21 protein-coding genes are annotated in these 24,151 nt (G+C 38.6%); 12 read left to right on the forward strand and 9 right to left on the reverse strand.

The genetic code is table 11. The features are described 5' to 3' along the window. Positions 1-10: 10 nt before the first annotated feature. On the forward strand, positions 11-658 hold the full coding sequence (locus DBR40_RS18620; protein WP_158674082.1) for an outer membrane beta-barrel protein: 648 nt from the start codon (positions 11-13) through the stop codon (positions 656-658). A 39-nt stretch (positions 659-697) separates the two neighbouring features. Here DBR40_RS18620 and DBR40_RS18625 read toward each other — a convergent pair whose 3' ends face one another. Next, positions 698-1,900 carry an MFS transporter gene (locus DBR40_RS18625; protein WP_124561247.1) on the reverse strand — a complete coding sequence of 401 codons (1,203 nt, stop codon included), beginning with the start codon at positions 1,898-1,900 and terminating at the stop codon, positions 698-700. Positions 1,901-2,158: 258 nt separating this feature from the next. Here DBR40_RS18625 and DBR40_RS18630 point away from each other — a divergent pair, with 258 nt between their 5' ends. Both DBR40_RS18630 and DBR40_RS18635 read left to right on the forward strand, forming a co-directional pair. Continuing rightward, the gene (locus DBR40_RS18630) at positions 2,159-3,460 is read left to right on the forward strand and encodes a M12 family metallopeptidase (protein WP_124561248.1); all 1,302 of its coding nucleotides are present in this window, start codon (positions 2,159-2,161) and stop codon (positions 3,458-3,460) included. Positions 3,461-3,867: 407 nt separating this feature from the next. Then, positions 3,868-4,476, forward strand: coding sequence for an outer membrane beta-barrel protein (locus DBR40_RS18635; protein WP_124561249.1), 609 nt, complete (start codon positions 3,868-3,870; stop codon positions 4,474-4,476). 82 nt (positions 4,477-4,558) lie between these two features. Here DBR40_RS18635 and DBR40_RS18640 read toward each other — a convergent pair whose 3' ends face one another. Together DBR40_RS18640 and DBR40_RS18645 are read right to left on the reverse strand one after the other, a co-directional pair. Beyond that, complete coding sequence (locus tag DBR40_RS18640) at positions 4,559-6,211, reverse strand: M28 family metallopeptidase (protein WP_124561250.1); 1,653 nt, start codon at positions 6,209-6,211, stop codon at positions 4,559-4,561. Positions 6,212-6,263: 52 nt separating this feature from the next. Further along, complete coding sequence (locus DBR40_RS18645; RefSeq protein WP_124561251.1) at positions 6,264-9,089, reverse strand: S8 family serine peptidase; 2,826 nt, start codon at positions 9,087-9,089, stop codon at positions 6,264-6,266. 121 nt (positions 9,090-9,210) lie between these two features. On the opposite strand from DBR40_RS18645, the gene DBR40_RS18650 reads away from it, so the two are divergent. After that, positions 9,211-10,047 (forward strand): M57 family metalloprotease, encoded by an 837-nt coding sequence (locus tag DBR40_RS18650; RefSeq protein WP_124561252.1) that lies wholly within the window; start codon positions 9,211-9,213, stop codon positions 10,045-10,047. Between the two features lie 231 nt (positions 10,048-10,278). Here DBR40_RS18650 and DBR40_RS18655 read toward each other — a convergent pair whose 3' ends face one another. Next, positions 10,279-12,786 (reverse strand): S9 family peptidase, encoded by a 2,508-nt coding sequence (locus DBR40_RS18655; protein ID WP_124561253.1) that lies wholly within the window; start codon positions 12,784-12,786, stop codon positions 10,279-10,281. Positions 12,787-12,961: 175 nt separating this feature from the next. Between DBR40_RS18655 and DBR40_RS18660 the strand changes: the two genes are divergently transcribed. The 3 genes from DBR40_RS18660 to DBR40_RS18670 are packed head-to-tail and all read left to right on the forward strand — an operon-like array spanning position 12,962 to position 15,936. After that, positions 12,962-13,843: a polysaccharide deacetylase family protein gene (locus DBR40_RS18660; protein WP_124561254.1), complete on the forward strand. Its 882-nt coding sequence runs from the start codon at positions 12,962-12,964 to the stop codon at positions 13,841-13,843. A gap of 24 nt (positions 13,844-13,867) precedes the next feature. Continuing rightward, the gene (locus tag DBR40_RS18665) at positions 13,868-14,731 is read left to right on the forward strand and encodes a polysaccharide deacetylase family protein (RefSeq protein ID WP_124561255.1); all 864 of its coding nucleotides are present in this window, start codon (positions 13,868-13,870) and stop codon (positions 14,729-14,731) included. 38 nt (positions 14,732-14,769) lie between these two features. Beyond that, positions 14,770-15,936 carry an RsiV family protein gene (locus tag DBR40_RS18670; protein WP_124561256.1) on the forward strand — a complete coding sequence of 389 codons (1,167 nt, stop codon included), beginning with the start codon at positions 14,770-14,772 and terminating at the stop codon, positions 15,934-15,936. A gap of 192 nt (positions 15,937-16,128) precedes the next feature. On the opposite strand, the gene DBR40_RS18675 is transcribed toward DBR40_RS18670, so the two are convergent. The 4 genes from DBR40_RS18675 to DBR40_RS18690 all read right to left on the reverse strand — a co-directional run bounded on the left by DBR40_RS18675 (position 16,129) and on the right by DBR40_RS18690 (position 18,305). Further along, positions 16,129-16,581, reverse strand: coding sequence for a 3-oxoacyl-ACP synthase (locus tag DBR40_RS18675; protein ID WP_124561257.1), 453 nt, complete (start codon positions 16,579-16,581; stop codon positions 16,129-16,131). Between the two features lie 46 nt (positions 16,582-16,627). Continuing rightward, complete coding sequence (locus DBR40_RS18680; protein WP_124561258.1) at positions 16,628-16,972, reverse strand: DUF1801 domain-containing protein; 345 nt, start codon at positions 16,970-16,972, stop codon at positions 16,628-16,630. Between the two features lie 100 nt (positions 16,973-17,072). Beyond that, on the reverse strand, positions 17,073-17,648 hold the full coding sequence (locus tag DBR40_RS18685; RefSeq protein WP_124561259.1) for a nitroreductase: 576 nt from the start codon (positions 17,646-17,648) through the stop codon (positions 17,073-17,075). A gap of 93 nt (positions 17,649-17,741) precedes the next feature. Next, positions 17,742-18,305, reverse strand: coding sequence for a hypothetical protein (locus tag DBR40_RS18690; RefSeq protein ID WP_124561260.1), 564 nt, complete (start codon positions 18,303-18,305; stop codon positions 17,742-17,744). 181 nt (positions 18,306-18,486) lie between these two features. Here DBR40_RS18690 and DBR40_RS18695 point away from each other — a divergent pair, with 181 nt between their 5' ends. The 5 genes from DBR40_RS18695 to DBR40_RS18715 all read left to right on the forward strand — a co-directional run bounded on the left by DBR40_RS18695 (position 18,487) and on the right by DBR40_RS18715 (position 23,572). After that, positions 18,487-20,109, forward strand: a complete 1,623-nt coding sequence (locus DBR40_RS18695) for an ABC-F family ATP-binding cassette domain-containing protein (protein WP_124561261.1) — start codon at positions 18,487-18,489, stop codon at positions 20,107-20,109. 168 nt (positions 20,110-20,277) lie between these two features. Next, positions 20,278-20,973 carry a DUF4397 domain-containing protein gene (locus DBR40_RS18700; RefSeq protein WP_124561262.1) on the forward strand — a complete coding sequence of 232 codons (696 nt, stop codon included), beginning with the start codon at positions 20,278-20,280 and terminating at the stop codon, positions 20,971-20,973. Between the two features lie 117 nt (positions 20,974-21,090). Further along, positions 21,091-21,675, forward strand: a complete 585-nt coding sequence (locus DBR40_RS18705) for an RNA polymerase sigma factor (RefSeq protein WP_124561263.1) — start codon at positions 21,091-21,093, stop codon at positions 21,673-21,675. Continuing rightward, a complete protein-coding gene (locus tag DBR40_RS18710; RefSeq protein ID WP_124561264.1) occupies positions 21,668-22,903 on the forward strand; it encodes a hypothetical protein in 1,236 nt (411 codons plus the stop codon). Before DBR40_RS18705 ends, DBR40_RS18710 begins: the two co-directional genes overlap by 8 nt. 138 nt (positions 22,904-23,041) lie before the next feature. Then, on the forward strand, positions 23,042-23,572 hold the full coding sequence (locus DBR40_RS18715; RefSeq protein WP_233603932.1) for a Uma2 family endonuclease: 531 nt from the start codon (positions 23,042-23,044) through the stop codon (positions 23,570-23,572). A 63-nt stretch (positions 23,573-23,635) separates the two neighbouring features. Here the strand turns inward: DBR40_RS18715 and DBR40_RS18720 are convergent, their stop codons facing one another. After that, entirely contained in the window at positions 23,636-24,142 is a 507-nt protein-coding gene (locus DBR40_RS18720) for a peptidylprolyl isomerase (protein ID WP_124561265.1), read from the reverse strand. Positions 24,143-24,151: the final 9 nt, after the last annotated feature.

Raw genomic sequence — 24,151 nt, forward strand, 5'->3', positions numbered from 1 at the left:
ACAAATGAAAATGAAAAAACAATTATTAACGTTGGTAGCACTATGTGCTATCGCCATGGCTGTTAATGCCCAAACAGAAAAAGGAGACAACCTGATTGGAGGAAGTTTCAGTATTTCTTCATCAAAAACAGAGTCGCCAAACTATGAAAAAAGAAATTCTTATAGCATCAATCCAAGGTATGCACATTTCTTTTCTAAAAATTTAGCTATTGGATTAACTGTTTCAGCAGGTTATTCTAAAAATTTTAATAATAATTACGATTCAAATAACAACATCACCTCTACAAGAACAAGTAAACAAAAGAATATTTCAGTAGGTCCTGTAGTACGGTATTATGCAGATATTACCGACAAACTTAAAATTTTTGGTCAGTTTAGCGGTACAATAGGTGTTGTAAAAACCAATCAAACTAATACCTTCCCCTATTACGATTATTCCCCAAATACAAAGTATATCCAGTATAATGCATCCATTAATCCAGGTTTAGCATTTTTTCCAACTAAAAAACTGGGTATTGAGATCGGTTTCTCTTTATTATCTTACAATAAAATTGATTATGATGGTCCAGTAACGCCTAATAGTTGGTATGAAGCAGAGGCATTTGATTTTGGCCTTAACACCTTTAATCCATTTCTTGGATTAAACTTCCATTTTTAACAAATAATCCCGCTCTTTATTAGAAGGGCGGGATTATTTTTATTTCTTCTTCGTTTCTATATTAGGCAGAAAGCCCGTAAGTAAGCCTATCAAAGGCAAAAATGCGCATACATTAAATACATATTCAATACTGGTCGAATCGGCTAGTTTACCCAAAAGTGCCGATCCTATTCCGCCCATGCCAAAGGCGAAACCGAAAAATAATCCTGCTACCAATCCCACTTTACCCGGAATAAGCTCTTGCGCATATACCAGTATAGCCGAAAATGCAGAGGCCAAAATCATCCCAATAGGCACAATTAAAACACCTACCCAAAATAGGCTGGCATGTGGCAGCAGTAAAGCAAACGGTGCTGTACCTAAAATGGAAGCCCATATTACATACTTCCTCCCTATTTTATCCCCAATAGGCCCACCCAATAAGGTTCCGGCAGCCACCGAGAACAGGAACACAAATAAATAAATCTGCGAAGTTTGTACCGAAACATGGAACTTATCAATTAAATAGAAAGTAAAATAATTGGTTAAGCTGGCCATGTAAAAGTATTTGGAGAAGATCAGCAGCAATAAAATACATACAGAGAAAATAACCTTAGTTCTCGAAAACTGGTTAACAACTGTTTGGATATTAATCTTTTTACTTCTCGAAAGCATAAAGCCTTTATACCAGTTGCCTACATAAGTTAAAATGATGATGGCCAAAAGGGCAATGACCGAAAACCAGATCACACTAAACTGCCCGTAAGGCACAATAATCCAGGCCGCCAATAACGGACCTAAAGAGCTGCCGGCATTGCCACCCAACTGAAAAACAGATTGTGCAAGGCCTCTCTTCCCGCCCGACGCGGCATGAGCCATACGCGAGGCCTCGGGATGAAAAATAGAAGAACCAATACCGATAAAACAAACCGATAACAATATGGTATAAAAATGCGTAGACTGCGAAAGTGACACTAAACCAATTAAAGTAAAGCCCATACCCGTAGCTAACGAATAAGGCTGAGGTTTTTTATCGGTGTACAAACCTACAAAAGGCTGCAATAAAGATGCTGCCAGCTGAAAAGTTAAGGTAATTAAGCCTATTTGCGAAAAGCTAAGGTGGTAACTGGTTTTAATGATGGGATAAATTGCCGGAATTAACGACTGAATAGTATCATTTAACAGATGTGAAAAGCTTAAGGCGAATAGAATCGGAAAAACAGTTTTTTCAATAATAGCAGTGGTAGAAGTATTTTCGGTCATGGCAAAATATTATTAGCCAAAAATAACAATTATATTTTTATACCCATTTCACTAATCCAATGGCCTGGCACAAAACACTTAAAACAAATAAAGAATACAATAAAGTAAATATTAAAATACAATTATATTTGGTTAAAATACTACTTAACAAACAAGTTTTTTCTATATAATTTCGAAATAGCATTAATCTAAAAAACATAAAAAACTATATACCAACATACTACCATCATTTTTACCTAACCAAATATCTTAAACCTTATGAAAACAACCAAAATGAAGATCCGGCTGGCGCTATGCCTGGCTACGGCCATTATGCTCACCGTTTTTAGCTGTAAGAAAGTAAATGAGACAAATGCCGGCCCCGATAAAAGCGGTCCTGATCAAACCCATACCTTCACAATAGACGGCAACAAAGTGATTATTAAAGAAATTAACGGTGTATACTATTTTGCCGACGATATTACACTTACACCACAGCAGTTTAACCTGTTAAAAGCAAACAGCAATAAATCGTTATCAACTACCGAAAGAGGATTGATTATCAACAACCTGGTAAAACGGTGGACCAATGGAATTGTTTATTACGACCTTACTGGTTTAGGTGCCGACACTTCCTGGACACTGAAAGCCATGCAAAATATTTCGAGGGTATCACCCGTTGTTTTTGTAAAAAGGACAAGTCAGGCCAATTACATCAATTTTGTAAAAGGTACCGGAAACAGTTCTTCTGTTGGTATGGTTGGCGGTGCCCAAAACCTTAACATTTACAACTACAATTATCCGGGTATTTTGATGCACGAAATATTTCATGCGTTAGGTGTAAATCACGAACAATGCAGACCCGATCGTGATAGCTATGCAATCTTTTATCCTGAAAATGTTCCCGACGAAAAAGAATTCAATTTCAATAAACTTTCGGCTACCAGCAATACTACAGTTGGTCCTTTCGATTTTGAATCGATTATGATGTATGAGCCATACGCTTTCTCTAATACCGGACAACCCAGCATAACCAAACTCGATGGTTCTACCTATCAATCCAGTTACCCAACAAGCAATTTGACCCCAAGCGATATTGCAACGATTAACCAAATGTATAGTGGTTTTAACTATGTCGGCCTCCCTGCCAATACGAATTATGAAATTGCAACGGCGCTGGATAACAATAAACTGCTTAACGTATCGGGTGGTTCATCAAGCGATGGCGCGCAGATTATACTCTATACAGACGGAAATTCGAACAATGCGCGATGGAGTTTAACCAAAAACGCAGAAGGTTATTACCAGTTGTCGCCATTAAATGCTCCCGGTAAAGTGCTTACTGTAGTTGGTGCCGCCACAGCTAACGGTACTAAACTCGAGATAAGGACAAACAGTAATACTACTGCACAACAATTTAACATTATACCCATAGATGGAGGTTATTATACTTTATCGCCACGCAATGTACCTTCAAAAAATGTAGATGTACCCGGTAGCAGCACTGCAAACAGCACTTTGCTTAACATCTGGTCGGAAGGCAGTGGAAATAACCAGAAATTTAAATTCAATACTTTTTAATAAAACCATAAAATGATGGTTAAAAAGCAAACGGGCGAATATCCCGTTTGCTTTTTTTATTTCAGTACCCTACCCTTTTGCTCAAACAACCGATAAATTAAAACTGTCCTAAAAAACTGTCAGATTGTACTGTCTAAAAATCTGACATTTATACAAAAAAAGTCAGATTGTCAATTTGTCATAAGCCAAAAATCAATCGATCGATTGATTTTTGGTCACACGAAAATAATATTGAGTTAACCTTAAATTTACATCTAACTATAAACTAAGGAGTTGACAGAAAACTGATTCTTTGATGACTTAAACAAAGTTTTTTGGCACAAGTGTTGACTTTTAGGCAAATATAGTCAGGCATTAAAATAGTAAAGCTGGCTATATTTTTAACACAAAATATAATTAATAAAACAATGAAAAAACTATTATTATCATTAGTAGCAGTAGCAGGTTTAGCTTTTGGTGCAAAAGCACAAACTGAAAAAGGAAAATTTATTTTAGGCGGTAATGTTGGTTTCAATTCAACAAAAGTAGAAGGTGCAGCAAAATCAGATATCGACTTTAGTGTAATACCAAGTGTTGGTTATTTTGTAAGCAACAACTTTGCAATCGGTACCGGTGTAGGTTATACTTATTCTAAAACCGTAAGCGGAGCAGTTCCAAACCAGATTGGTGCTTTCCAGGTTTCGCCATTTGGTCGTTACTATGTTGGTTTATCTGAGCAATTTAAATTCTTCGGACAATTATCAGTTCCTATGGCTTTTGGTACCGTAAAAGCAGTTGATGCTAACGGCGATACAGGTGCTAAAGTAGGTACTACTACATCAATTGGTGTTAACGTTGCTCCAGGTTTTGCTTTCTTCCCAACCAAAAGAATCGGTATCGAAGTATCGGTTAACGGTTTAGGTTATGCAAACAACCAAATCAAAGCAGAAGCAACTGGTGCAAAAACTACCAGCAACTCTTTCGGTTTAGAAGCTAATACTTTCGCACCAAAATTAGGTGTACAGTTCCACTTTTAATTAAATCCTTCCGGCAGGAAGTATTTAACTAATGACTTTTTTTTCAAGGAGCGCCCCGATATACCATCGGGGCGCTTTTTGTTTATTTCTTTTCTCTGATTGCTTTAAACTCCGAGCCAGCTTTCCAGTTTGGAAAACCAGTTTCATTGCTTAAGCGATAGCCCATATCAAAAAGCATACGTACATCTTCCACAATACCTGATAAATCCCATGTTTTGGCATCAAAATTATCTTGTGGCGAATGGTAGCGGAGCTTGGTAAAATCGGCTACCTGTTTCAATCCCCACACCCTGCCATGCTCAATATTATCAACACCTGATCCTGTAAATAAAGACGGAACACCAACTTTGGCCAGGTTAAAATGATCGGAGCGGTAATATAGGCCTGAAGATGGAACCGGATCGGGAACAATTACCCTCCCCTGTTTTTTAGCGGCTTCGCCGGCATAATCTTCCAGCTCCGACTGACCGAAACCATAAACCACAATATCTTTTGTTTTGCCAGCTATCCCCATCATATCCATATTGATATTGGCTACGGTTTTAGCCAGCGGAAAAACCGGATGTTTGGCATAATACTCTGAGCCCAATAAACCCTGCTCTTCTGCAGTATAAGAAATAAACAAAATGGTACGTTCGGGGTTTTTAGGCAGTTTTTTAAATGCTGATGCGATTTCGAATAAAGAGGCTACCCCTGTAGCATTATCAACGGCACCGTTATAAATAGAATCGCCTTTTACCTGCTCCCCTATCCCTAAATGATCCCAGTGTGCCGAATAAATAATGGCCTCATTTTTCTGCCTGCTGCCCGGTATGGTGGCCAGTACATTATAGCTAACCGACTTTTTAATGGTATTTTTAACCTTTAACGAAGTAGTAATATTTAAATCAATTGCTTTAAACCCTTTCTTATGCGCATCTAAAGCCAGTTTATCGAATGATTTTCCATCCAAGGCGAAAAGCTGTTTTGCTTTATCCAGGCTAATCCATCCTTCAATTACCGCCCTGCTCATTCCGTTATCGGGCGATTGCAGGTTGAGCTTGGATTTAGACCAACCGCTTCTTACAACCGTCCAAGGATAAGCTGCAGGTTCGGTATCGTGCACGATAATAATTCCAGCCGCACCTTGCCTGGCTGCTTCTTCAAATTTATAAGTCCAGCGACCATAATAAGTCATATTTTTCCCTTTAAATAAGGTAGAATCAGCAAACCCCGGATCGTTGATCAATACCACTACTGTTTTTCCTTTTACATTTAAGCTAGCGTAATCATTCCAACCATACTCTGGTGCAACAATACCATAGCCCGCAAAAACCAAAGGCGAATTATTAATACTTACCTCCTCTTGTACTCGCCTCGTACCAGCCACAAAATCGGTTAAATAATTCAGGCTAAGCGATGTGGTTTTGCCTTTAAATACCATGTTATCTCCAGGCACCGATTTAATTTCTACCATTGGCACTTCTTGAAAATAACTGTCGCCATTGCCTGGCTTTAAGCCCAGATGTTCGAATTGCGCTTTTAAATAATTAATGGTTTTGGTTTCGCCTTTGGTAAAAGGCTTTCTTCCCTGAAGACTATCGGCAGCAATTACCGAAAGGTATTGCGTTAAGCTGCTTTCGTTAATGGCTTTAATGGCTAAAGAATCGACAGAGCCGCCGGCTGTTTTTGTTCCTTGCCTGCACGACGCAAAAAAGGAGAACGCACAAGCAGAAAACAGCAGTATTTTTTTCATATACATAGTATTATTTTTTGTAAAATAAGAAGAATAGGCAACATTTGAGCGATTACCTCTTAATCAGCTTAAACTTTTTAACCTGCTGACCATTCTGTACAATTACCCCTACATAAACACCACTGGCTAGTGCATTTAGGCCAAAACGGCTGGTACTCGATGCTTTTTCGTCAAAAACTTTTTGCCCCAGCATATTGTAAACAGACAGGTTATAATCTTTAAATGACCCGCTTAAAATAGTAAGGTAGTCTGTCACCGGATTGGGGTAGAAAGAAAAATCGTCTTCTTCCAGGAATACTGCCGAAGCCAGATCGCTGGTGTACTTGCCATTGGCGGTTTCGAAAGTAACACGGTAAAACTGTATACCCGGCTTGGGCTTTTCATCAAAAATACTGTAATCGAGCTGGTTTTGAACTGGCAGTGTTTGCTTCAAAACGGTGTAGGTATTTACACCAGTTTGTTTCTCCCAAATGATATTTTTAATATCGATTGTGGTACCGATACTTAAATCGAGTCTTATTTTATCGTCACTGGTGTTATTAGCCGATAAATTTCTTACATAACAGGCAATACCCTGTTGCGTGTAATCGATAGTGTAACTCTTTAATCCAGTAAAACCAGTGCCATTTGCGGCCACAGCAAAATAGTTACTGTTTACTTTGCTCCTGTCTATTTTAGTTAAGGTGTCAGTTACATTTAAAACCGGCATTAATACATTGTTAACCAAACCATATATGGTATAATCTTTTGCACCAGACTGGGGATTCCAGTTTAAAACTACACCGTCGCTACATACATAGCCTACTTTTAGCTCCCTGGGACTCGAAATCACAAAAGAGGGACTAAAAATTATATTTCCTTCCACTTCCATCTTCAATATGGCTTTCGAGAACTGATCTGGAGCAATCCAGTTATAAAAACCCCTGCTTAAATCGATGCCCGAAGCAATCGTTTTCCAGGTTAAACCTTCATCGTAGCTCACCGTTAAATTGCCCGATTGGGAGGTATAGGTATTATCCCAACGGATATAATTGCTTTCGGCGGCAAAAAAGCTACCGTCTTTTTCGGGTGTGATAAAGGAAAAGGCATTTTTAAGTTTGAAGCTGTAAGCCAAAGCAAAATTCTGCTGGATGCCTTGCGTAATGCGGCCTCCTTTTATATGAATTTTAAAACTCCCTGCTGATGGATTCTCCAGGGTAACCTGTTGAATATTGTTAATCAGATCGGCCTTACGCACTGCAGGCTCAGAAAGTGCATTTAGGTTAGCTGCGCCGTTTAACACCCAAGGTAGAGTTACACTCCCTCCCGGATTTTCGAGACTCAGGTCTAAGCCATTTACCAGACCCTGCGACGCGTTTACCACCGCAGCCGGATCGTTCCAAACTATTGTTACTTTAACCTCTGCTACATTGGCCGGAACGTTTAAGGGAATAATCAATTCCTGTGCTTTGGCAACTGTATATACAGCAACCCTATCTTCGTCCAAAGTTTTTAAAGACTGCGCCACATTCAGTTTTCCGTAGCCGTATACATAATCTACCTGTGGGGTACCCAAATCATCAGCGGCATTAATCAAAGCAGCCTTAACGAGCGAAGCTGAAGGAGCCTTTTTAAACTTCTGGCGATAAAACTGCTCTAAAAGCACAACCGATCCACTGGTAATGGCAGCAGAACCTGAAGTACCATCCTCGCCCAAAGCCACCAGCTCTGGCTTTATACGTCCATCGTAAGCAGGGCCTTTACTGCTTAAGTTTTCGGAAACATTTTCCCTGTTTACGCCACCAATAACCAATACATTTTTAGCCTGCTTAAAATTACCGGTTAAATTGGCCCTGGCGGCAATGCCTTGATAAAACCCTGCAGATGGTGTTTGTGTACCGCTATTACCGGCCGAAAAAACGTGGATTAAAGTATCGTTTTCAAAAACCTGTCTATCATATGCAGCAGCTTCGATACCATAATTATTATCAATGCCCACACCATACGAATGGTTTTGAATCCGAATCTGAAATTTATTCAAATCGCCAGGCAAATCAGGCATCAGATTTTCGAAACTCGAAAACGCCAGTTTTGCTTTTGGGGCAGCTCCCAAACCCCGAATAAAGGAATTGCCATTACCTATAGCCAAAGTTGCCATAGTAGTGGCATGCGAGGTTGCTTTACCTGTGAGCGTTGCTCCTGCTACCGTTTTCCCTAAAATATCAAGATCAGTCACATCGTACATCCCTTCTTTAAGGGAAAGATTGATTCCCGATCCATCGATACCGGGAAACAGACTGTGGGCATTGGCAATCTGGTTCAGCCCTAAATCTAATCCATTAATTACCACTTCTTCTTTGGCAACCGCTATAATATCAGCATACAACACTTCATTGTGTGCCAAAACCAGCATTAGATCATCAGGTAAAATATAGACTCTACAGATATTATTCGCAAGGTCAACCGAGATTACCTTTAAATTTTGAAGGAAGCCTGGCGAAGCAGTTAAATTTTTAACGACAAGCCTAACCAGCACCGAGTCGCCTTTTTTATTGCCTTTATTCAGCACTTTCATCAACCCATCGCTTACCTTCCACAAGCCATTGGCAGGTCCTTGAAAAACGAGGCTGGGTGAAAGCATTGAAATAGCACCTTTCTCAACGATAAAGTAATCGCCGGAGAGTTTCTTTTTAGGTTTTAACAATTGAATTTCACTTGCAGTTAAAGCATGGTTAAACCGCACCAACAACAGCTCGTTCGGCGGTAATATTTCAATATTACCTTTTGTGGAAATAAATTTTTGAAAATTTTTATCTACTCCACCTGGTTGTGATTGTGCATTTAAAGCGCTTACACAAAGACAAATTAGTATAACTAAAAATACAGTACTGACTTTCAAGAATATTTTATTGTAAAATTTTGCTTACATCACAATTCTTCTCTAAATTAGTATTTATAAGGTAATTAGCAAACATTATTAACTAACTTATTTAATCATTATTCATTTAAACCTAACAGAAATGAAAAACACCAGATTTTTATCATTGGCAGCCGCGTGCCTTCTATCCACCGCTCTATACTCCTGTAAGAGTAATAATACAGAAAATGCAGTAGAGAACAAAACTGATATTTCAAACAATACCCTTTCTCAGATCAAAACATTGGGTTTTAGTACCGATAATATCCGTAAAGTAGACGGCGGCTATTTAGTTGAAGGAGATATCCTGTTAACAGAAGACAATTTAACGGAAGTTTCGACAGATGCCAATTTGAATATTGCTGAAACTGAGCAATACAGAACCACAAATACAGTTAAAGCACTACCTCGGGTAATTACCGTATCAGTAACCAACTTGCCACAGGTGTACAGCGATGCGGTAAATACCATGATTTCGAGGTATAACTCTTTGGGTTTACGTATAACCTTCCAGAGAGCGGCTACCGGTGCAACCGGCAACATTGATGTGGTTGGCTTTAACGAGGGCCCTAGCGGCGGTTTCATAACTTTAGGTTCAGCAGGTTTCCCAACCGCTTCAGGTAATCCTTATAATCAGATCAAAATGAATACCAACGCGGCAGCTTATGGCACCAATCCAAATTTATTGTACCTCGCTTCTGTGATCCAGCACGAAGTAGGACACTGTATTGGTTTCCGTCACACCGATTACATGAACCGTGCATTTAGCTGTGGTGCTAGTGGCGCAGGAAATGAAGGTAAATCTACAGTGGGAGCGGTAAGAATTCCGGGTACACCTTCACAACCAGATGCAGCATCATTTATGCTAGCCTGCTCTAATGGTGGTAACCGTACTTTTAATGCAAACGACGTAATTGCGGTAAACTACCTTTACAAGTAAAAAACAAATCAGATCAGCTAATTACCTTAAAGGTTCCGAATGCGATTCGGAACCTTTTTTGTTTTTCCGGGGCAGGCAGATGATGGTTTGTGTGACACAAACCATGGCGGTAGCATCACAACTCAAAACCTCAGTGTTTTTCCGTGCATCCGTGGCCATACCACCTTAAAAAGCATAAAAAATGCCCTGTGTTTCCACAAGGCATCTCTTAAATTATTCAATAACTAAAAATTACTTCCCGTTCTGTTCAATATCGCGGTCCATTTCTACCAGGTCAACATCACTTGGGGTTGAAAAATCACCGATTAAATATTTGTTAAAATGATCGGCCAGTTTCCAGAACGCATATTCTGTCATATCGCCAAAAGCATGGCGTTGCCCCGGAATTAGCAGAAAATCGAAACGTTTGCCAGCTTTCATTAAAGCATTAGCCACACGGATTGAGTTTGCAGGGTGCACGTTGTTATCAACATCACCGTGCATCAGCAATAAATGGCCCTTAAGGTTCTTCGCCAAATCAGGGTTTTTATCGATGCTATATTTAAATGAAGTATCGCCTTTCAAAGAAATGGTTTCTTTTACACCATGATGTTTCTCACTCCACCAACGGTTGTAAATGCTGTTATCGTGATTTCCGGCATTAGATACAGCAGCTTTAAAGAAATCGGGGTAAACCAACATTGCAGCTGTAGACATGAATCCACCGCCAGAGTGCCCTGTAATGCCCACTCTAGTATCATCAATGAAAGCATATTTTGAGGCCAGTTGCTCAACAGCCGTTTTCTTATCAGCTAAACCGTAATCGCGCAGGTTTCCATAACCGTAAGTATGGTACCATTTGGAACGCGAAGGATTACCACCGCGGTTACCTACTGTGATTACGATGTAGCCAAATTGTGCCAGGCGCTCGGTGCGGTCCATGCTTTTGCTAAAAGCTTTATTAACCGCCTCTGTTTGTGGGCCTGGATACACATACTCAATAATCGGATATTTTTTATTCGGATCGAAATCAAAAGGTTTATACATTACGCCATATAAATCGGTAATCCCATCATCAGCCTTTACTTTAAACGGCTCAGGAAATTTATAACCGGCAGCTACCAGCAAAGAAATATCGGTAGTTTCGAGCTCCATTACTTTTTTACCAGAACCATCATACAAAGTAGATTTTGGCGCCGTATTTACCCTCGAGTAGTTATCAACAAAGAAAGAATTGTTATCGTTCATGTTACTGGCATGATCAAAATCGCCCGCGTTTAATAACTTCATGTTCGAACCATCAAAATTAATGCTGTATAAATGCAAATAGTAAGGATCTTCTTTCCCTTCCCTCCCATTTGCAGTAAAATAAAGCACACGCTTTTTCTCGTCGATGTTTACAATACTTTCGCAGTGAAAAGCTCCTTTTGTGATCTGGTTCTTCAGTTTACCATTTTCATCAAAAAGATAAAAATGCGCCCAGCCATCACGCTCGCTCCAATGGATCAGCTCTTTACCATCGTTTACCAAACCAGGGCGGTTTACTTCAACATAAGTATTAAAACGTTCATCGATTATAGGGGTAACTTTACCTGTGGCGATATCAACTGTACCAATGTCAATGCGTTTTAAATCGCGGCTGGTACGCGAAAAATAGAAGTGGCTGTCGTTACCCAACCAAACTGATGGACGGAATTCGTTATCGCGGTCTTTATTTAAAACTGGTTTACTCCAAACCGAAATACTCTGATCTTTGAATGCAGCAACACTTAGTTTTTTATAGGTTTTTGCATTGAAATCAAACAATAATACTTCATCCTGAGGGGCTTCTGCCTCGCCAGGCATCTGATACTTATAGGTTTCTAAAGTTGGCCGACCGGCAGTAACACTATTGATTACCCAAAGGTCTTTCACCTTGCGCGAATCGGTACGATCTAACACAAAATACTTCGAATTAGGCGACCAAAGTACATAAGCACCGCGGCGTTTCTTATTGTTTTTTTCGTTCTCTACATTATTTTCGCCATCTCCGTCACTTCCGTACGAATAAAACTTAACACCATCTTTAGTTAACTGGTGTTCTACAATAGTGCTGTCTTCTTCGTTTTTAACGGCCTTTTTGTAGTTTTCTTTATCCATCCAATACAGGTTATAATTGCGTGAAAAGATAATAGCCGATGAATCGGGCGCTACAGAACCCCATGATGGTTTTGGTTTTGGCTTACTAAAATTTGGGATTTCAGTAAGTTTTGCCGATGCCAGCTCATATTTAAAAGAATAGATTTTCTTTTGCATCGAATCGGCTGCTTTTTTATCCTTCCGGTCTTTTTTCAGCTCATCAACTGTACTTTTAATTTCGAAAGATATACTCTTTTCATCAGGAGCAAATTTCAGGTTTTCTAAAGGCAAATGCTCGGCATCGAAAGGATCGCGTACAATCAAGGTAATATCTGCAGCCAGTTTAGCATTATCGAACATTGTTTTTTTGCTTTTGGCAGCCGGATCAACCAGGTACCAGAATTTGCCTTTCGGGCTTTCGAAAGTGTACCAAAAACGATTGCTCAATTTTAACCAATGTGGGTCTACAGCAGTAGAATACACCATTTTTTTGAGTTTATTTGGCGAAAAACGTGATGCAAGCTGATAATTTGCCTTAGGTTGTGACTGAATATTCTCAGTAATGGTAAATGTTTTGGTTTGTGCAACAACAGTTAACGACAAAAACTGCGCGCAAACAAGTAGTTTATAAAGTTTATTCATGAATAATTGTTTGGAGCGGCTAAATTATTTAATTAAAGCCGATTAAGCCGTGAAATTTTGTAATAAAAACGATAGCTAATTTAAATATCGTCCGGGCACAAATAATTTTCAACAACATTACATTTGATATAAAATAACTAAGGGATTTTATAGTTTTGCAACATATATTATCACTATGAAATACAGCTTACTAACGTTATTAACAGCAGGTGCAATCCTATTCGCCAGCTGCCAATCTAAATCACAAACAGAAAGTTCAACAGGAAAAGATTCGACTGTAAAAACTGCTCAGGCAACTGAAAATGCAGGAGCCGCTGCAGTCGATGTTTCTAAAATAAAAGTGGCTGATGCGAAAACCATTTTAGCCAGAAAACAAGTGCCTATTTTATGCTACCACCAGGTTAGAAACTGGAAACCAACCGATGGAAAAGTGGGTAAAGACTATATTGTAGAGATCCAGAATTTTAAAGATCAGATGAAAATGCTGGCAGATAGCGGCTATCATACCATCCTGCCCGATCAGCTTTATGCTTACCTGAACACCGGCGCAGCCCTGCCAAGCAAACCCATCATGTTAACTTTTGATGATACCGATCTGGATCAGTTTACCATTGTTCGTCCTACTTTAGATAAGTTAGGCTATAAAGCGGTTTATTTTATTATGACGGTTTCAATCGGCAAAAAAGGCAAATTTGTTGATTACATGTCTAAAGAGCAGATTAAACAGCTTTCTGATGAAGGAAATGTAATTGGCAGCCACACTTACGACCATAAAAACTTTAAAAAATATGCTGGTAAAGACTGGGAAGAGCAACTGGATAAACCAACAAAAAAACTGGAAGAAATTACAGGCAAAAAAATGACTGAGTTTGCTTACCCTTTTGGCTTATGGAATGCAGAAGGTATTCCTGAACTGAAAAAACGTGGTTTCAGAATGGCTTACCAACTTTCAACCAAACGCGATGAAAAAGACCCATTGTTTACCATCCGTCGTATTATTGCAAGTGGTTACTGGTCGCCAAAAACATTAAGCAACAGTATTAAGAACAGCTTTTAATTTCTTTACTATTTTCAAAGGAACATGAAAAACTTTCTGCTCTACAGTGCTATTTCGTCACTGTTATTCGCTTCATGTCAGCCCTCAAATGCAGCAAAGGAAAAACCTGCTGCAAAAACGGCTACAGAAACAGCAAAAATTGATTCGGCCAATACCAAACCTGCAGGCGCTAAGACGATACTGGCGCGCAGGGAAGTTCCGGTTTTGTGCTATCACCAAATTAGAAATACAACTGCCAGCGACAGCAAAAGGGCGCACGATGATATCATTGCGCCCGATAAATTCAGGGAGCACATGAAAATGCTGGCAGATAGCGGTTATCATTCTATTTTGCCCGATCAGCTTTACGATTACCTGGTGTATGGAACCAAACTACCGGAGAAACCCATCATGATCACGTTTGATGATACCGATGAAGATCAATTTACCGTTGGCGCTACTACTTTGAAAAAACACGGTTTTAAGGGGGTTTATTTTATCATGACGGTATCGATTGGTAGAAAAGGCCGCATCAATTACATGACTAAAGAGCAGATTAAACAGCTTGCCGACGAAGGAAATACCATTGCCAGTCACACTTACGATCATAAAAACTTTGCCCAGTTTACTGATGAAGACTGGAAAACCCAGATTGATGAACCGACTAAAAAACTGGAAGAAATTACGGGTAAAAAAGTGGAATATTTCGCCTATCCATATGGTGTATACAAAGCGGCAAACCTGCATAAACTGAAGGAACATGGTTTTAAGGCTGCCTTTATTTTATCGACTGCACGCGATGAAAACTATCCGCTGTACACAATCAGACGTATCATTGACCCGGGAAGATATACCGCCAAAAACCTTTATTACAGCATTAACAAGAGCTTTAATAAAACAAAACCCTAGTTTCGACTGTAAGTTATAAGCAAATTAATGGTTGCCTTATGAAATATCTTCTTCCTCTTTGCCTTTTCGGATTGCTGATTGTATCAGCCTGTAACAATGCTAAAAACAGCACAGCAAATAACGAAAGTACCGACAGTACTAAAACAACCGAAACCGCTTTACCCGAAAACTTTTACAAACGTTTAAAAGGTACCATTGCCGGTAAACCGGTAGTAATGAACCTGCAAAAGGTAAACGGAGATTATGATGGAAACTATTATTACGACGGTTCGTGGTTAAATTTGGCAAGCGATACCTTAATTGGTAAGGATAGCGTAGTGCTACGTGAGAACAGCTTTTACGATTATTATTTCGATCAGAATGGCAAACAACCACACCTTTCGTTAAAATGGACTGGCAACGGATTTAAGGGCACCTGGCAAAGTGGTGATAAAACCAAAACGCACCAGATTTTACTTACAGAAGAGTATCCTGAAGGCAGCTACGAATTTACAGCAGGCATTTACCAGGACTCGGCGAAGGCTTTTGCCAATAAAACAAAATCGCCTTCAGCACAGATCAGTTTTGAATATCTACAGCCTAAAAAACAAGATGAGCAGGCTAGTTGGCTTAATACCGAACTAAAACGCATATCAGGAATTAAAAATAATGTAGATCGCGAGATTGGTTTTAAAGCTATAGCCGAGGCTTACTTTAAGGATTACAAAAGCGAAGTAGCCGATCAGCAAAAAAATGGCAGAACCGACGATTTTGAGGCCTGGATGAACTACACCAATAATAGCCAACAAAGCATAAATTACAATAGAAACGGTTATATAGTTATCGATTTTTTAGCAGATAGCTATACCGGAGGGGCACACGGCAATTACAGCAGTACCATGTATTGCTTGGATGTCCAAAACAAAAAACAAATGATTTTGAGCGATTTAATCAAAATTGACTCAAATACCTTACAGCGCATTTTAGAGAAAAACTTCAGAAAAGAATATAACGTTAAAGCAGCCGACGCTTTAAACACGGTTTTGTTCGATAATTATTTAAAGCCGAACAAGAACTTTTACTTCAATAGCAGCGGCCTTGCTTTTATGTACAACCCTTACGAAGTGGCCAGCTACGCACAGGGACAGATTGTGGTGTTTATTCCCTTTACAGAACTAAAACCTTACCTGTTGCCTGCTTTTGCAGCAAGAATGGGTTTGAAATAAATTTTATCGCGTTTTAAACGCTTAATTATAACGCACTCGTTAAAAACGAGCTCGAGCATAAAAACTGCGTAGTGCCTATTGCGAACTGATGTTTTCTGCGTTTACCACCTTAATCAGCGGGAATAAATATTAATAAATCATTCCCGCAGATTAAACAGATTTATTCCCAGATTTTAATATCCCATTACAATCTTAAAGTATTTCTTTTACCAGGTATTCTTTCCCATTAAACTTAAAGCCCTCATTTTTGGCTTTACCAATCAACGCTTTACCAATAGGCGAAGCTTGCGATACCGCGAAGAATTTCTGTCCATCTACATTTAGTTCACCCGCACTAATGCTGATGTAAAAATTACCCTCAGAGGTTAAAACTATGCTACCATTTTTTACCACCTTAATGGATTCTACATTTTCAAGCTGTTGCAAGGCTATTTTCTGTTGCCCCGCTTCGTACAACAATTTACTGTTACGATCCATTTCTTGCTGCATCATTTCGCGTGTAGTTTCGTATTTATCACCAGCACTACTCTTGGTGTCATCGTTCGAAGCCTGGCGTGCCTGCTCCATTGAATAGGTTATATTTTCTATTCTTTTTTGAATGAAGGTTAAACACAATTGATATAAATTCGACTTTAAAGCAGACATATTGGAAAATGAAATAATGTAAAATAGATGGGGTAAGATGGAAGATTTACTTTCGAAATGCAAAAGCCTGTTCCAAAATGGATTCGATCTTCGCTTTGGGAATATCATCCAGGTGGTTGATTAATAAAATCTTCATTCGGGCTCTTTTTTCCTGTAATAAATCTTCGTGTTCAATGCGCTTTCCATCTACCAAACCAATATAAGGCTGATGGAGTTTTTTGTGTATCCAAAGATAGCAGAACATTTTTCCTTTATGATAATAGAAAGGCATGCCGTATTTCCAATGCTCGGTAATACCGGCATAACCAATTAAAAGCAACCTTAAATACTGCAGGCAGCTTTTAACAGGTTCATCTTTTTGTTCGAAATATTGATCGAGTGGATTTAGCATATCAGGATCAAATGGAAAACGTAAAGGTGCAAGATAACAAACTGTAAGCAAAATTAACCATGGGCTATTGACTATAATCCATCAGCTATCAACCAATAAACTACTCTTCAATCCAGCTCACCTTTTCGGCAATCGGTCCACGGTTCGGCTCCCATGGTTTTTCGTTGTGGTAGCCCATGTAAAACAGTCCGATGCATTTTTCGTTTTCTTTCAGTTTTAAGAAATCGCCCAAATCATCAATCAGTGGTGGTGAACTCCAGTAAGCGCCAACTTTTAAACTCTCAGCTGTAATCGCCATGTTTTGTACGGCACAAGCCACGGCTGCCAATTCTTCCCACTCTGGTATTTTACCGCTTACCTGCATATTAATGGCAATAATACAATCTGCCTGACTCGTTTTTTCGGCAAAACTATCGTATTTCTTCTGCAAAAACTGTTGTGGAGTCACCAAAGCTTTATACAAACGAACTAATTCTTCTCCCAATTTAGCTAAGCCAGCCTTTCTGATCACCACAAAACGCCAGGGTTCCGTTAATTTATGTGTTGGCGCATAATTAGCGGTTTCTAAAATCTGGTTAATCAATTCAACAGGAATCTCTTTCTTAATATAACTCGCTGGAAAAATACTGCGGCGTTCTTTTATAACTTTTGATACAATTTCGTAAGTAGTACTCATGTGGTAAATATAAGGTAAAAGACGGAAAACAGAAGGTTTAAGGCTAGATTTGACGTTTAACTAACTGAAAACCGCAAACTATTTAATTGCAAATTATAACCTGCTAACTGATAACTGTTTCCTGATCTGTTTAACTTTTGCAAAAAAAGCAATACTCTCTTTATCGACTAAAAAATCCATTGTTTCCACCAGTTCGTCTTTAATCCAGTTATGCTTCGTATTTAAATTAGCCAGGATATTCAAACAATGCGATTTAATGGCTACGGGTACCTTTTCATCAATTAACCAGCTAAAAACCACTTCAACCAAATGGTCGGTATCGTAATTACCAATGATTTCCTTTATTTCTGGCGATGCATTTTTCTTTGTCATAAAGGCCAGGATTTTAACAAAATGCCGTAAGGCCGAAAAATTGGTTTGGAGCGGAAACTTCTCCAGAAAATAAAGGGTGTGGGGCAAAAACCTCTTCTGGTGACTAGAATATACATTTTCTAAAATCCAGGCAGCCCTGAAACCAATCTGTTCATCCGCGTAAAAACTGATATCAATTAAATCTTTAACAGAAAAAGTATCTTCAGATGCAACGGCAGCCAGTTTTTCTACTTTATTTTTTTGGAGGGTAGTTTTGATGGTTTCGAGTAGCGGATGGTTTTCCATGAGGCTAAAATAAATGTTTTGCCACAGATTAACAGATTACACCTTATTGTTTTTTCAATACCTTCCGCCTTCAACCTTCCTGCCTTTTAACCTTTCAATTTTATAACTTTCCAACTTTTAGCCTTCTACTTTCCTACCCTCAACCTTTTTGCCTATCTTTGCGCCTTATTTCAATTATAGCATGATTTCAGTTTCTAATTTATCGTTACGATACGGCAAACGCACATTATTTGAGGATGTTAACTTAAAATTTACCCAGGGCAACTGCTATGGGGTAATTGGGGCTAACGGCGCAGGTAAATCTACTTTTCTAAAAATTTTATCAGGAGAAGTTAGCCAAACTTCGGGCAGTGTTGCTTTTACTCCGGGCGAAAGAATGGCGGTTTTAAAACAGAACCACTACGAATTTGACGAGTTTTCGGTATTAGAAACAGTTATGATCGGTCATAAAGAGCTTTATGCCATTATGAAAGAGAAAGATGCCATTTACATGAAAGAAGATTTTACCGAGAAGGATGGCGAACGTGCCGGAGAGCTGGAAAATCTTTTTGCTGAAATGGATGGCTGGAACATGGAAAGTAACGCTGCAACCATGTTGAGTAACTTAGGCATAACTGAAGATAACCATTATAAATTATTAAAAGAGCTCGATAACACACAAAAAGTACGTGTATTATTGGCCCAGGCCTTGTTTGGTAACCCCGATATCTTATTACTGGATGAGCCAACCAACGATTTGGACATTGAAACCATTGCCTGGTTAGAGAACTTTTTAGCCGATTACCAGAATATTGTATTGGTTGTATCGCACGACAGGCACTTTTTAGATGCTGTTTGTACGCATATTGTAGATATCGATTTTGCTAAAATGAGCATCTACACCGGTAACTATACCTTCTGGTACGAATCTAGTCAGCTGGCGTTAAAACAACGTAGCGACCAGAACAAGAAAATGGAAGATAAAGTGAAGGAGTTGCAGGAATTTATCCGCAGGTTTAGTGCAAATGCTTCGAAATCAAAGCAGGCTACTTCGCGTAAAAAGGCTTTAGATAAGATTGATATTACCGAAATTAAGGCATCGAGCCGTAAATATCCGGCCATTATATTCAACAATACCGGCCGTGAGGCTGGTGACCAGATTTTACAGGTTGAAAACTTAGGTAAAACCGGAAATGACGGTGTATTGTTCGACAAAATCACTTTCATGGTAAATAAAGGCGATAAGATTGCCATTTTATCACAAAACAGTTTGGCTACCGCAGCGTTTTACGATGTATTAACCGGTCGCGATGCAAAACATAAAGGTGAATTTAAATGGGGTGTTACCATCAGTACTGCCGATATCCCGAACGATAACTCTGAGTATTTTGCCGGAAAAGACGAAAACCTTGTAGATTGGTTACGCGAATACTCTGGAACTGATGCCGATGAGCAATTTGTACGTAGCTTTTTAGGCCGTATGTTATTCTCAGGCGAGGAAGTATTGAAAAACGTTAAGGTATTATCAGGAGGAGAGAAAATGCGTTGTATGTTCTCGAGAATGATGTTACAACAAGCTAACTTACTAATGTTTGATGAGCCAACCAACCACCTTGACTTAGAATCGATTGAAGCATTAAACAACGGTATGAAAGATTTTAAAGGTGCGATATTGTTTACTTCGCGAGATCACCAGTTAACCGAAACTGTTGCCAACCGGATTATAGAAATTACGCCAAAAGGTACTATTGATAAGTTAATGACTTACGATGAGTACATTAACAATGCAGATGTTGCCAAACTACGCGAAGAAATGTATTCGTAAAACATAAAAATATATTTAATGAGCCGCCCCGATTTTTCTGGGCGGCTTTCTTTTTTAAAAAAATTCTCATCCTGCTGTAGCGTTTTCATTGCCTTAATCGTTTTACAAGAAAAAAGCGTTAATGGCCATTAACCAATTTTGTTCAAAAAATTGATTTAAAACATTAAAATGAAAACTAATTTGAAAAACTTCGGTATCACTACTAAAATTATTTTCTCTCTCCTAGCAATTACATTAACTATAACTGCCTGTAAAAAAGATTTTAACAACGATCCGATCGAAGCTGCCGGTATTGGCTTCGTACACGCATCGCCAGGAACAGCAGCCTTAGATTTTATTCTGGACAACCAAAAAATAAACAGCTTTACCTATACCAAAGATTTAGGCTACTATGCTGCTTATCCAGGTACAAGATTGGTTGGAGTAGCTAAAAAAGATTCATTAAAATATTTAACTACAGCTACAGCAACCTTAAAATCAGGATCCTTTTATTCTGTTTTCGTGGTTGACACTTTAAAATCGACCAAGCTTTTGGTTTTGGAAGATGATTTAAAAGCACCTGAAACCGACAAAGCTAAAGTTCGTTTTGTAAACTTAAGCCCGGGTTCGAGCCCTTTTGATTTGGCTGTTTCAGGTACTGATGCACCATTATTTACAGCTAAAGCATTTAAAGAATTTACAACCTTTACCAACATTGCACCTAACGACAGCTACACTTTCCAGCTTAAACAAGGTGGAACAGTTAAAGCTACTTTACCTGCTGTAAAAATTGAAAAAGGAAAAATTTATACTATCTGGGCTAAAGGGTTATCATCTAAAACCGATAGTACAGGAGTTGGTTTGTCGGTTATGACAAACAAATAATCTACTCTACCTGTGGAAAACTGAAAATGACACTGCACATCATTTTGGGCAGTGTTATTTTCTTAAATTTGTAAAAATTAATCATGATAAACCTTTAATAAATAGTCCTTTACAGGGGTGGTAAAAAAAATACTCAGTTTTGACGAAATTTTAAAAGGCTGTGTAAAAAACGACAATGGCTGTAAAGAAATGATGTATAAATCATTTTATGGCTATTTAATGGGCATTATTTTAAGGTACACCAAGAACCCTTCGGACAGTGAAGAGCTTGTAAATGACACGTTTATCAAAATTTTCAAGCATGTAGGCACTTTCAAACCACCTAAAAACCCCGAAGAATTACAGCGTTCGTTTAAAGGCTGGATTGCGCAGATTGCTTCGCGTACAGCTATAGATAAATTACGGAGTTCGAAAATTCAGTTTTATGTTGATGATCTGGCAGAACACGAACATCCGGTTACCCATGTTTCAGTAGCCTCCGAACTTCATGTTAATGATATTTTGAACTTACTAAATCACTTACCAGATACGCAGAGACTGGTATTTAACTTATATGAAATTGAAGGTTTTGCACACGATGAGATATCGAAAATGCTAAATATCCCCGAGAGTTCGAGCCGTGTTTATTTAACACGCTCTAAAAATAAGTTACGTACCCTTTACCTAAATACCTTGGTTAATTCATATGAAAAAAATGGATAAGGAATTAATTGAGCATATCAAATCACAGCTTCAAAACCACGAGGAACAATATCCTGCGGGGGCCTGGGAGCGCTTTTCAGGAAAAGAAGAAAAGAAACGACGCATTGCTTTTTGGCCGTTATGGGCAGCTGCTGCCTTAATTTTTGTATTTGGCGGAGTATTTTTTGCACTTAACACACAGGAACAAAAAAATGATACCCTTTCAGTAAAACCTCATGCAGAGCAACATAATAACAGTAATACTAAAGCAACAGCTGATAAAAATATAGAAATCAAAGAAAATGCTGCAAAGGTAACCAACCCTAATGGTACTAATGAGGCACTTTTATCCATTAACAGAAATACTCCAAATACAAGTGACATAAAACCTTTAGCAGCCGAAAGCACAAACTATGCTGCGCTTCAAATCCCTGAAGAAACTCACTTAACCAATAATAACCTACTCAATAATACCCTTAAAGCAATTAATCTGGTTAATTTTTCGGTAAAACCTATCGATATTTTAAGCACGCAGAAAAAAACTGCTTCTCCTACAGTCCAAAAATTGAAATTTGAGGATTTGTTGGCGCAGGATAGTCGCGATAATCAAAATAAGCCGGTTTCGAAAACAGGCCAGCCATCTAAATGGACACCCGATGTTTATGTAGCCCCTTCTATGGGAAATGACAATAAGGTAACCATGAACTATGGTGTTTCCCTATCATATGCCATAGCCAATAAACTGTCGATCAGTTCTGGCGTTTCTTATGCCTCAATCAGTACCACCGAATCACTGAACGCTCAGGCTCCTCAAAGCTTATCGGGCAAAAATTTGACTTCGGTTGATGCCAAAGTGCGCGGAATAAACATTCCTTTGGAATTAAAATATAACATTAGCGATAAACTTTATACTGGTGTTGGTATTTCGGCATTGGCTGTAATCAACAACAGCCAGCAGAATAATTATATTGTTAATCAGGTGCAAAATGTTTCTTATTCTACAGCAAATGGGTTGGCCGATCAGAAAATGCTGATTGTACAGGAGAAAACAACGGAGCCGCAGCCCGAAAACAATATAGATCCGGATAAATACATCGGGTTTTATAATTTCTCACTGGGTTATAAGCAGAAAATTTCGAAAAAGAATAACATTTCAATCGAGCCTTTTTTAAGGTTACCAATGAAAACTTTCTCTAAAGAAAACCTGAACCTTACCAATGGCGGCTTACGTTTGAAGATCGATTTTTAGCCAATCGTTTAATATTTATTATATTTGGTTAACGCCACTATGAAAAATATTAAACCATATCCAACTGAAGAAGAGCTTCCTCCCATTCAAACTGTTAACTAAGTAGATTTTGCTGGCTGTTATGGCTATGCCGATTATTTGCATTTTACTTTTGAAGAACGTTTGGAAATTATTAAAGGACATGTTTTCAGAATGAGTCCCGCTGCTTCGCGTTTAAACCAAAAAAATTTAGGAAGGATATATAATCCGATCTACAATACATTAAAAGGTCACCAATGTGAAGTTTACACTGCACCTTTTGATATACGATTGGCTAAGAAAACACATGAGAACAATGAAGTTATCACAGTTGTTCAGCCAGATATTGTTGTAATTTGTGATCAGGAAAAGCTGGATAAGCAAGGTTGTATAGGTGCACCCGATATTGTAGTAGAAATTTTATCGCCAGGCAATAATAAAAAGGAACTAGTTAACAAATATGAAGTTTACGAAGAAGCCGGTGTTAAAGAATATTGGATTGTAAGCACTTCTGATAAAACATTCTTCAGGTATATTCTTGATGAAGAAGGAAAATTTAAACCTACCAAACTACTAACTAGTGGTGAGAAAGTAACCACCAGCATTTTACCAGGCTTCACACTTATACTGGAAGAGGTTTTCGAGGATTAAACCTTTAAAACAAAAAGCTCAGGCGTTTATTCCTGAGCTTTCCATATCTTATTTATCGATCAATTAGTGACCTGAATGACCATCAGCACCATGTGCATGACCATGTGCCAACTCATCCTGAGTAGCTTCGCGTACGTTTAAAATCACACCGTTAAATACCAGGTTTTTACCTGCCATTGGGTGGTTTAAGTCTACAGAAATGGTATCTTCGTGTACAGCAGTAACACCTGCTCTGAACTGGTTACCGTTGTTATCCTGCAAAGGAATCACATCACCAACATTTGGCAATTCGCCACCAGCTTCTGTGAACATGGTTTTTGGCAAATCTGCAAAAGCACCTGGATCAATTGTACCGTAACCATCTTCAGCAGATAATTCGAAAGCATATTCATCACCAGTTTTTAAGCCAGTTAAATGCTCTTCAAATTTAGGCAACATCATGCCTACGCCATATAAAAATACTAAAGGATTTTGCTCATCGGCTTTTTCTACAAAAACCTGTTGTCCTTCTTCGTTAGTAGTATGCAATTCGTAAGTTAATGCGACTACTGAGTTTGGTGAAATATTCATCTATTTTTC

It is taken from the genome of Pedobacter sp. KBW01 (assembly GCF_003852395.1).
GTDB lineage: Bacteria > Bacteroidota > Bacteroidia > Sphingobacteriales > Sphingobacteriaceae > Pedobacter.

Coding starts and splice junctions, on each gene's coding strand:
- DBR40_RS18620 (WP_158674082.1), top strand. CDS start 11: ATGAAAAAACAATTATTAACGTTGGTAGCACTATGTGCTATCGCCATG.
- DBR40_RS18625 (WP_124561247.1), bottom strand. CDS start 1,900: ATGACCGAAAATACTTCTACCACTGCTATTATTGAAAAAACTGTTTTT.
- DBR40_RS18630 (WP_124561248.1), top strand. CDS start 2,159: ATGAAAACAACCAAAATGAAGATCCGGCTGGCGCTATGCCTGGCTACG.
- DBR40_RS18635 (WP_124561249.1), top strand. CDS start 3,868: ATGAAAAAACTATTATTATCATTAGTAGCAGTAGCAGGTTTAGCTTTT.
- DBR40_RS18640 (WP_124561250.1), bottom strand. CDS start 6,211: ATGAAAAAAATACTGCTGTTTTCTGCTTGTGCGTTCTCCTTTTTTGCG.
- DBR40_RS18650 (WP_124561252.1), top strand. CDS start 9,211: ATGAAAAACACCAGATTTTTATCATTGGCAGCCGCGTGCCTTCTATCC.
- DBR40_RS18655 (WP_124561253.1), bottom strand. CDS start 12,786: ATGAATAAACTTTATAAACTACTTGTTTGCGCGCAGTTTTTGTCGTTA.
- DBR40_RS18660 (WP_124561254.1), top strand. CDS start 12,962: ATGAAATACAGCTTACTAACGTTATTAACAGCAGGTGCAATCCTATTC.
- DBR40_RS18665 (WP_124561255.1), top strand. CDS start 13,868: ATGAAAAACTTTCTGCTCTACAGTGCTATTTCGTCACTGTTATTCGCT.
- DBR40_RS18670 (WP_124561256.1), top strand. CDS start 14,770: ATGAAATATCTTCTTCCTCTTTGCCTTTTCGGATTGCTGATTGTATCA.
- DBR40_RS18675 (WP_124561257.1), bottom strand. CDS start 16,581: ATGTCTGCTTTAAAGTCGAATTTATATCAATTGTGTTTAACCTTCATT.
- DBR40_RS18680 (WP_124561258.1), bottom strand. CDS start 16,972: ATGCTAAATCCACTCGATCAATATTTCGAACAAAAAGATGAACCTGTT.
- DBR40_RS18685 (WP_124561259.1), bottom strand. CDS start 17,648: ATGAGTACTACTTACGAAATTGTATCAAAAGTTATAAAAGAACGCCGC.
- DBR40_RS18690 (WP_124561260.1), bottom strand. CDS start 18,305: ATGGAAAACCATCCGCTACTCGAAACCATCAAAACTACCCTCCAAAAA.
- DBR40_RS18695 (WP_124561261.1), top strand. CDS start 18,487: ATGATTTCAGTTTCTAATTTATCGTTACGATACGGCAAACGCACATTA.
- DBR40_RS18700 (WP_124561262.1), top strand. CDS start 20,278: ATGAAAACTAATTTGAAAAACTTCGGTATCACTACTAAAATTATTTTC.
- DBR40_RS18710 (WP_124561264.1), top strand. CDS start 21,668: ATGGATAAGGAATTAATTGAGCATATCAAATCACAGCTTCAAAACCAC.
- DBR40_RS18720 (WP_124561265.1), bottom strand. CDS start 24,142: ATGAATATTTCACCAAACTCAGTAGTCGCATTAACTTACGAATTGCAT.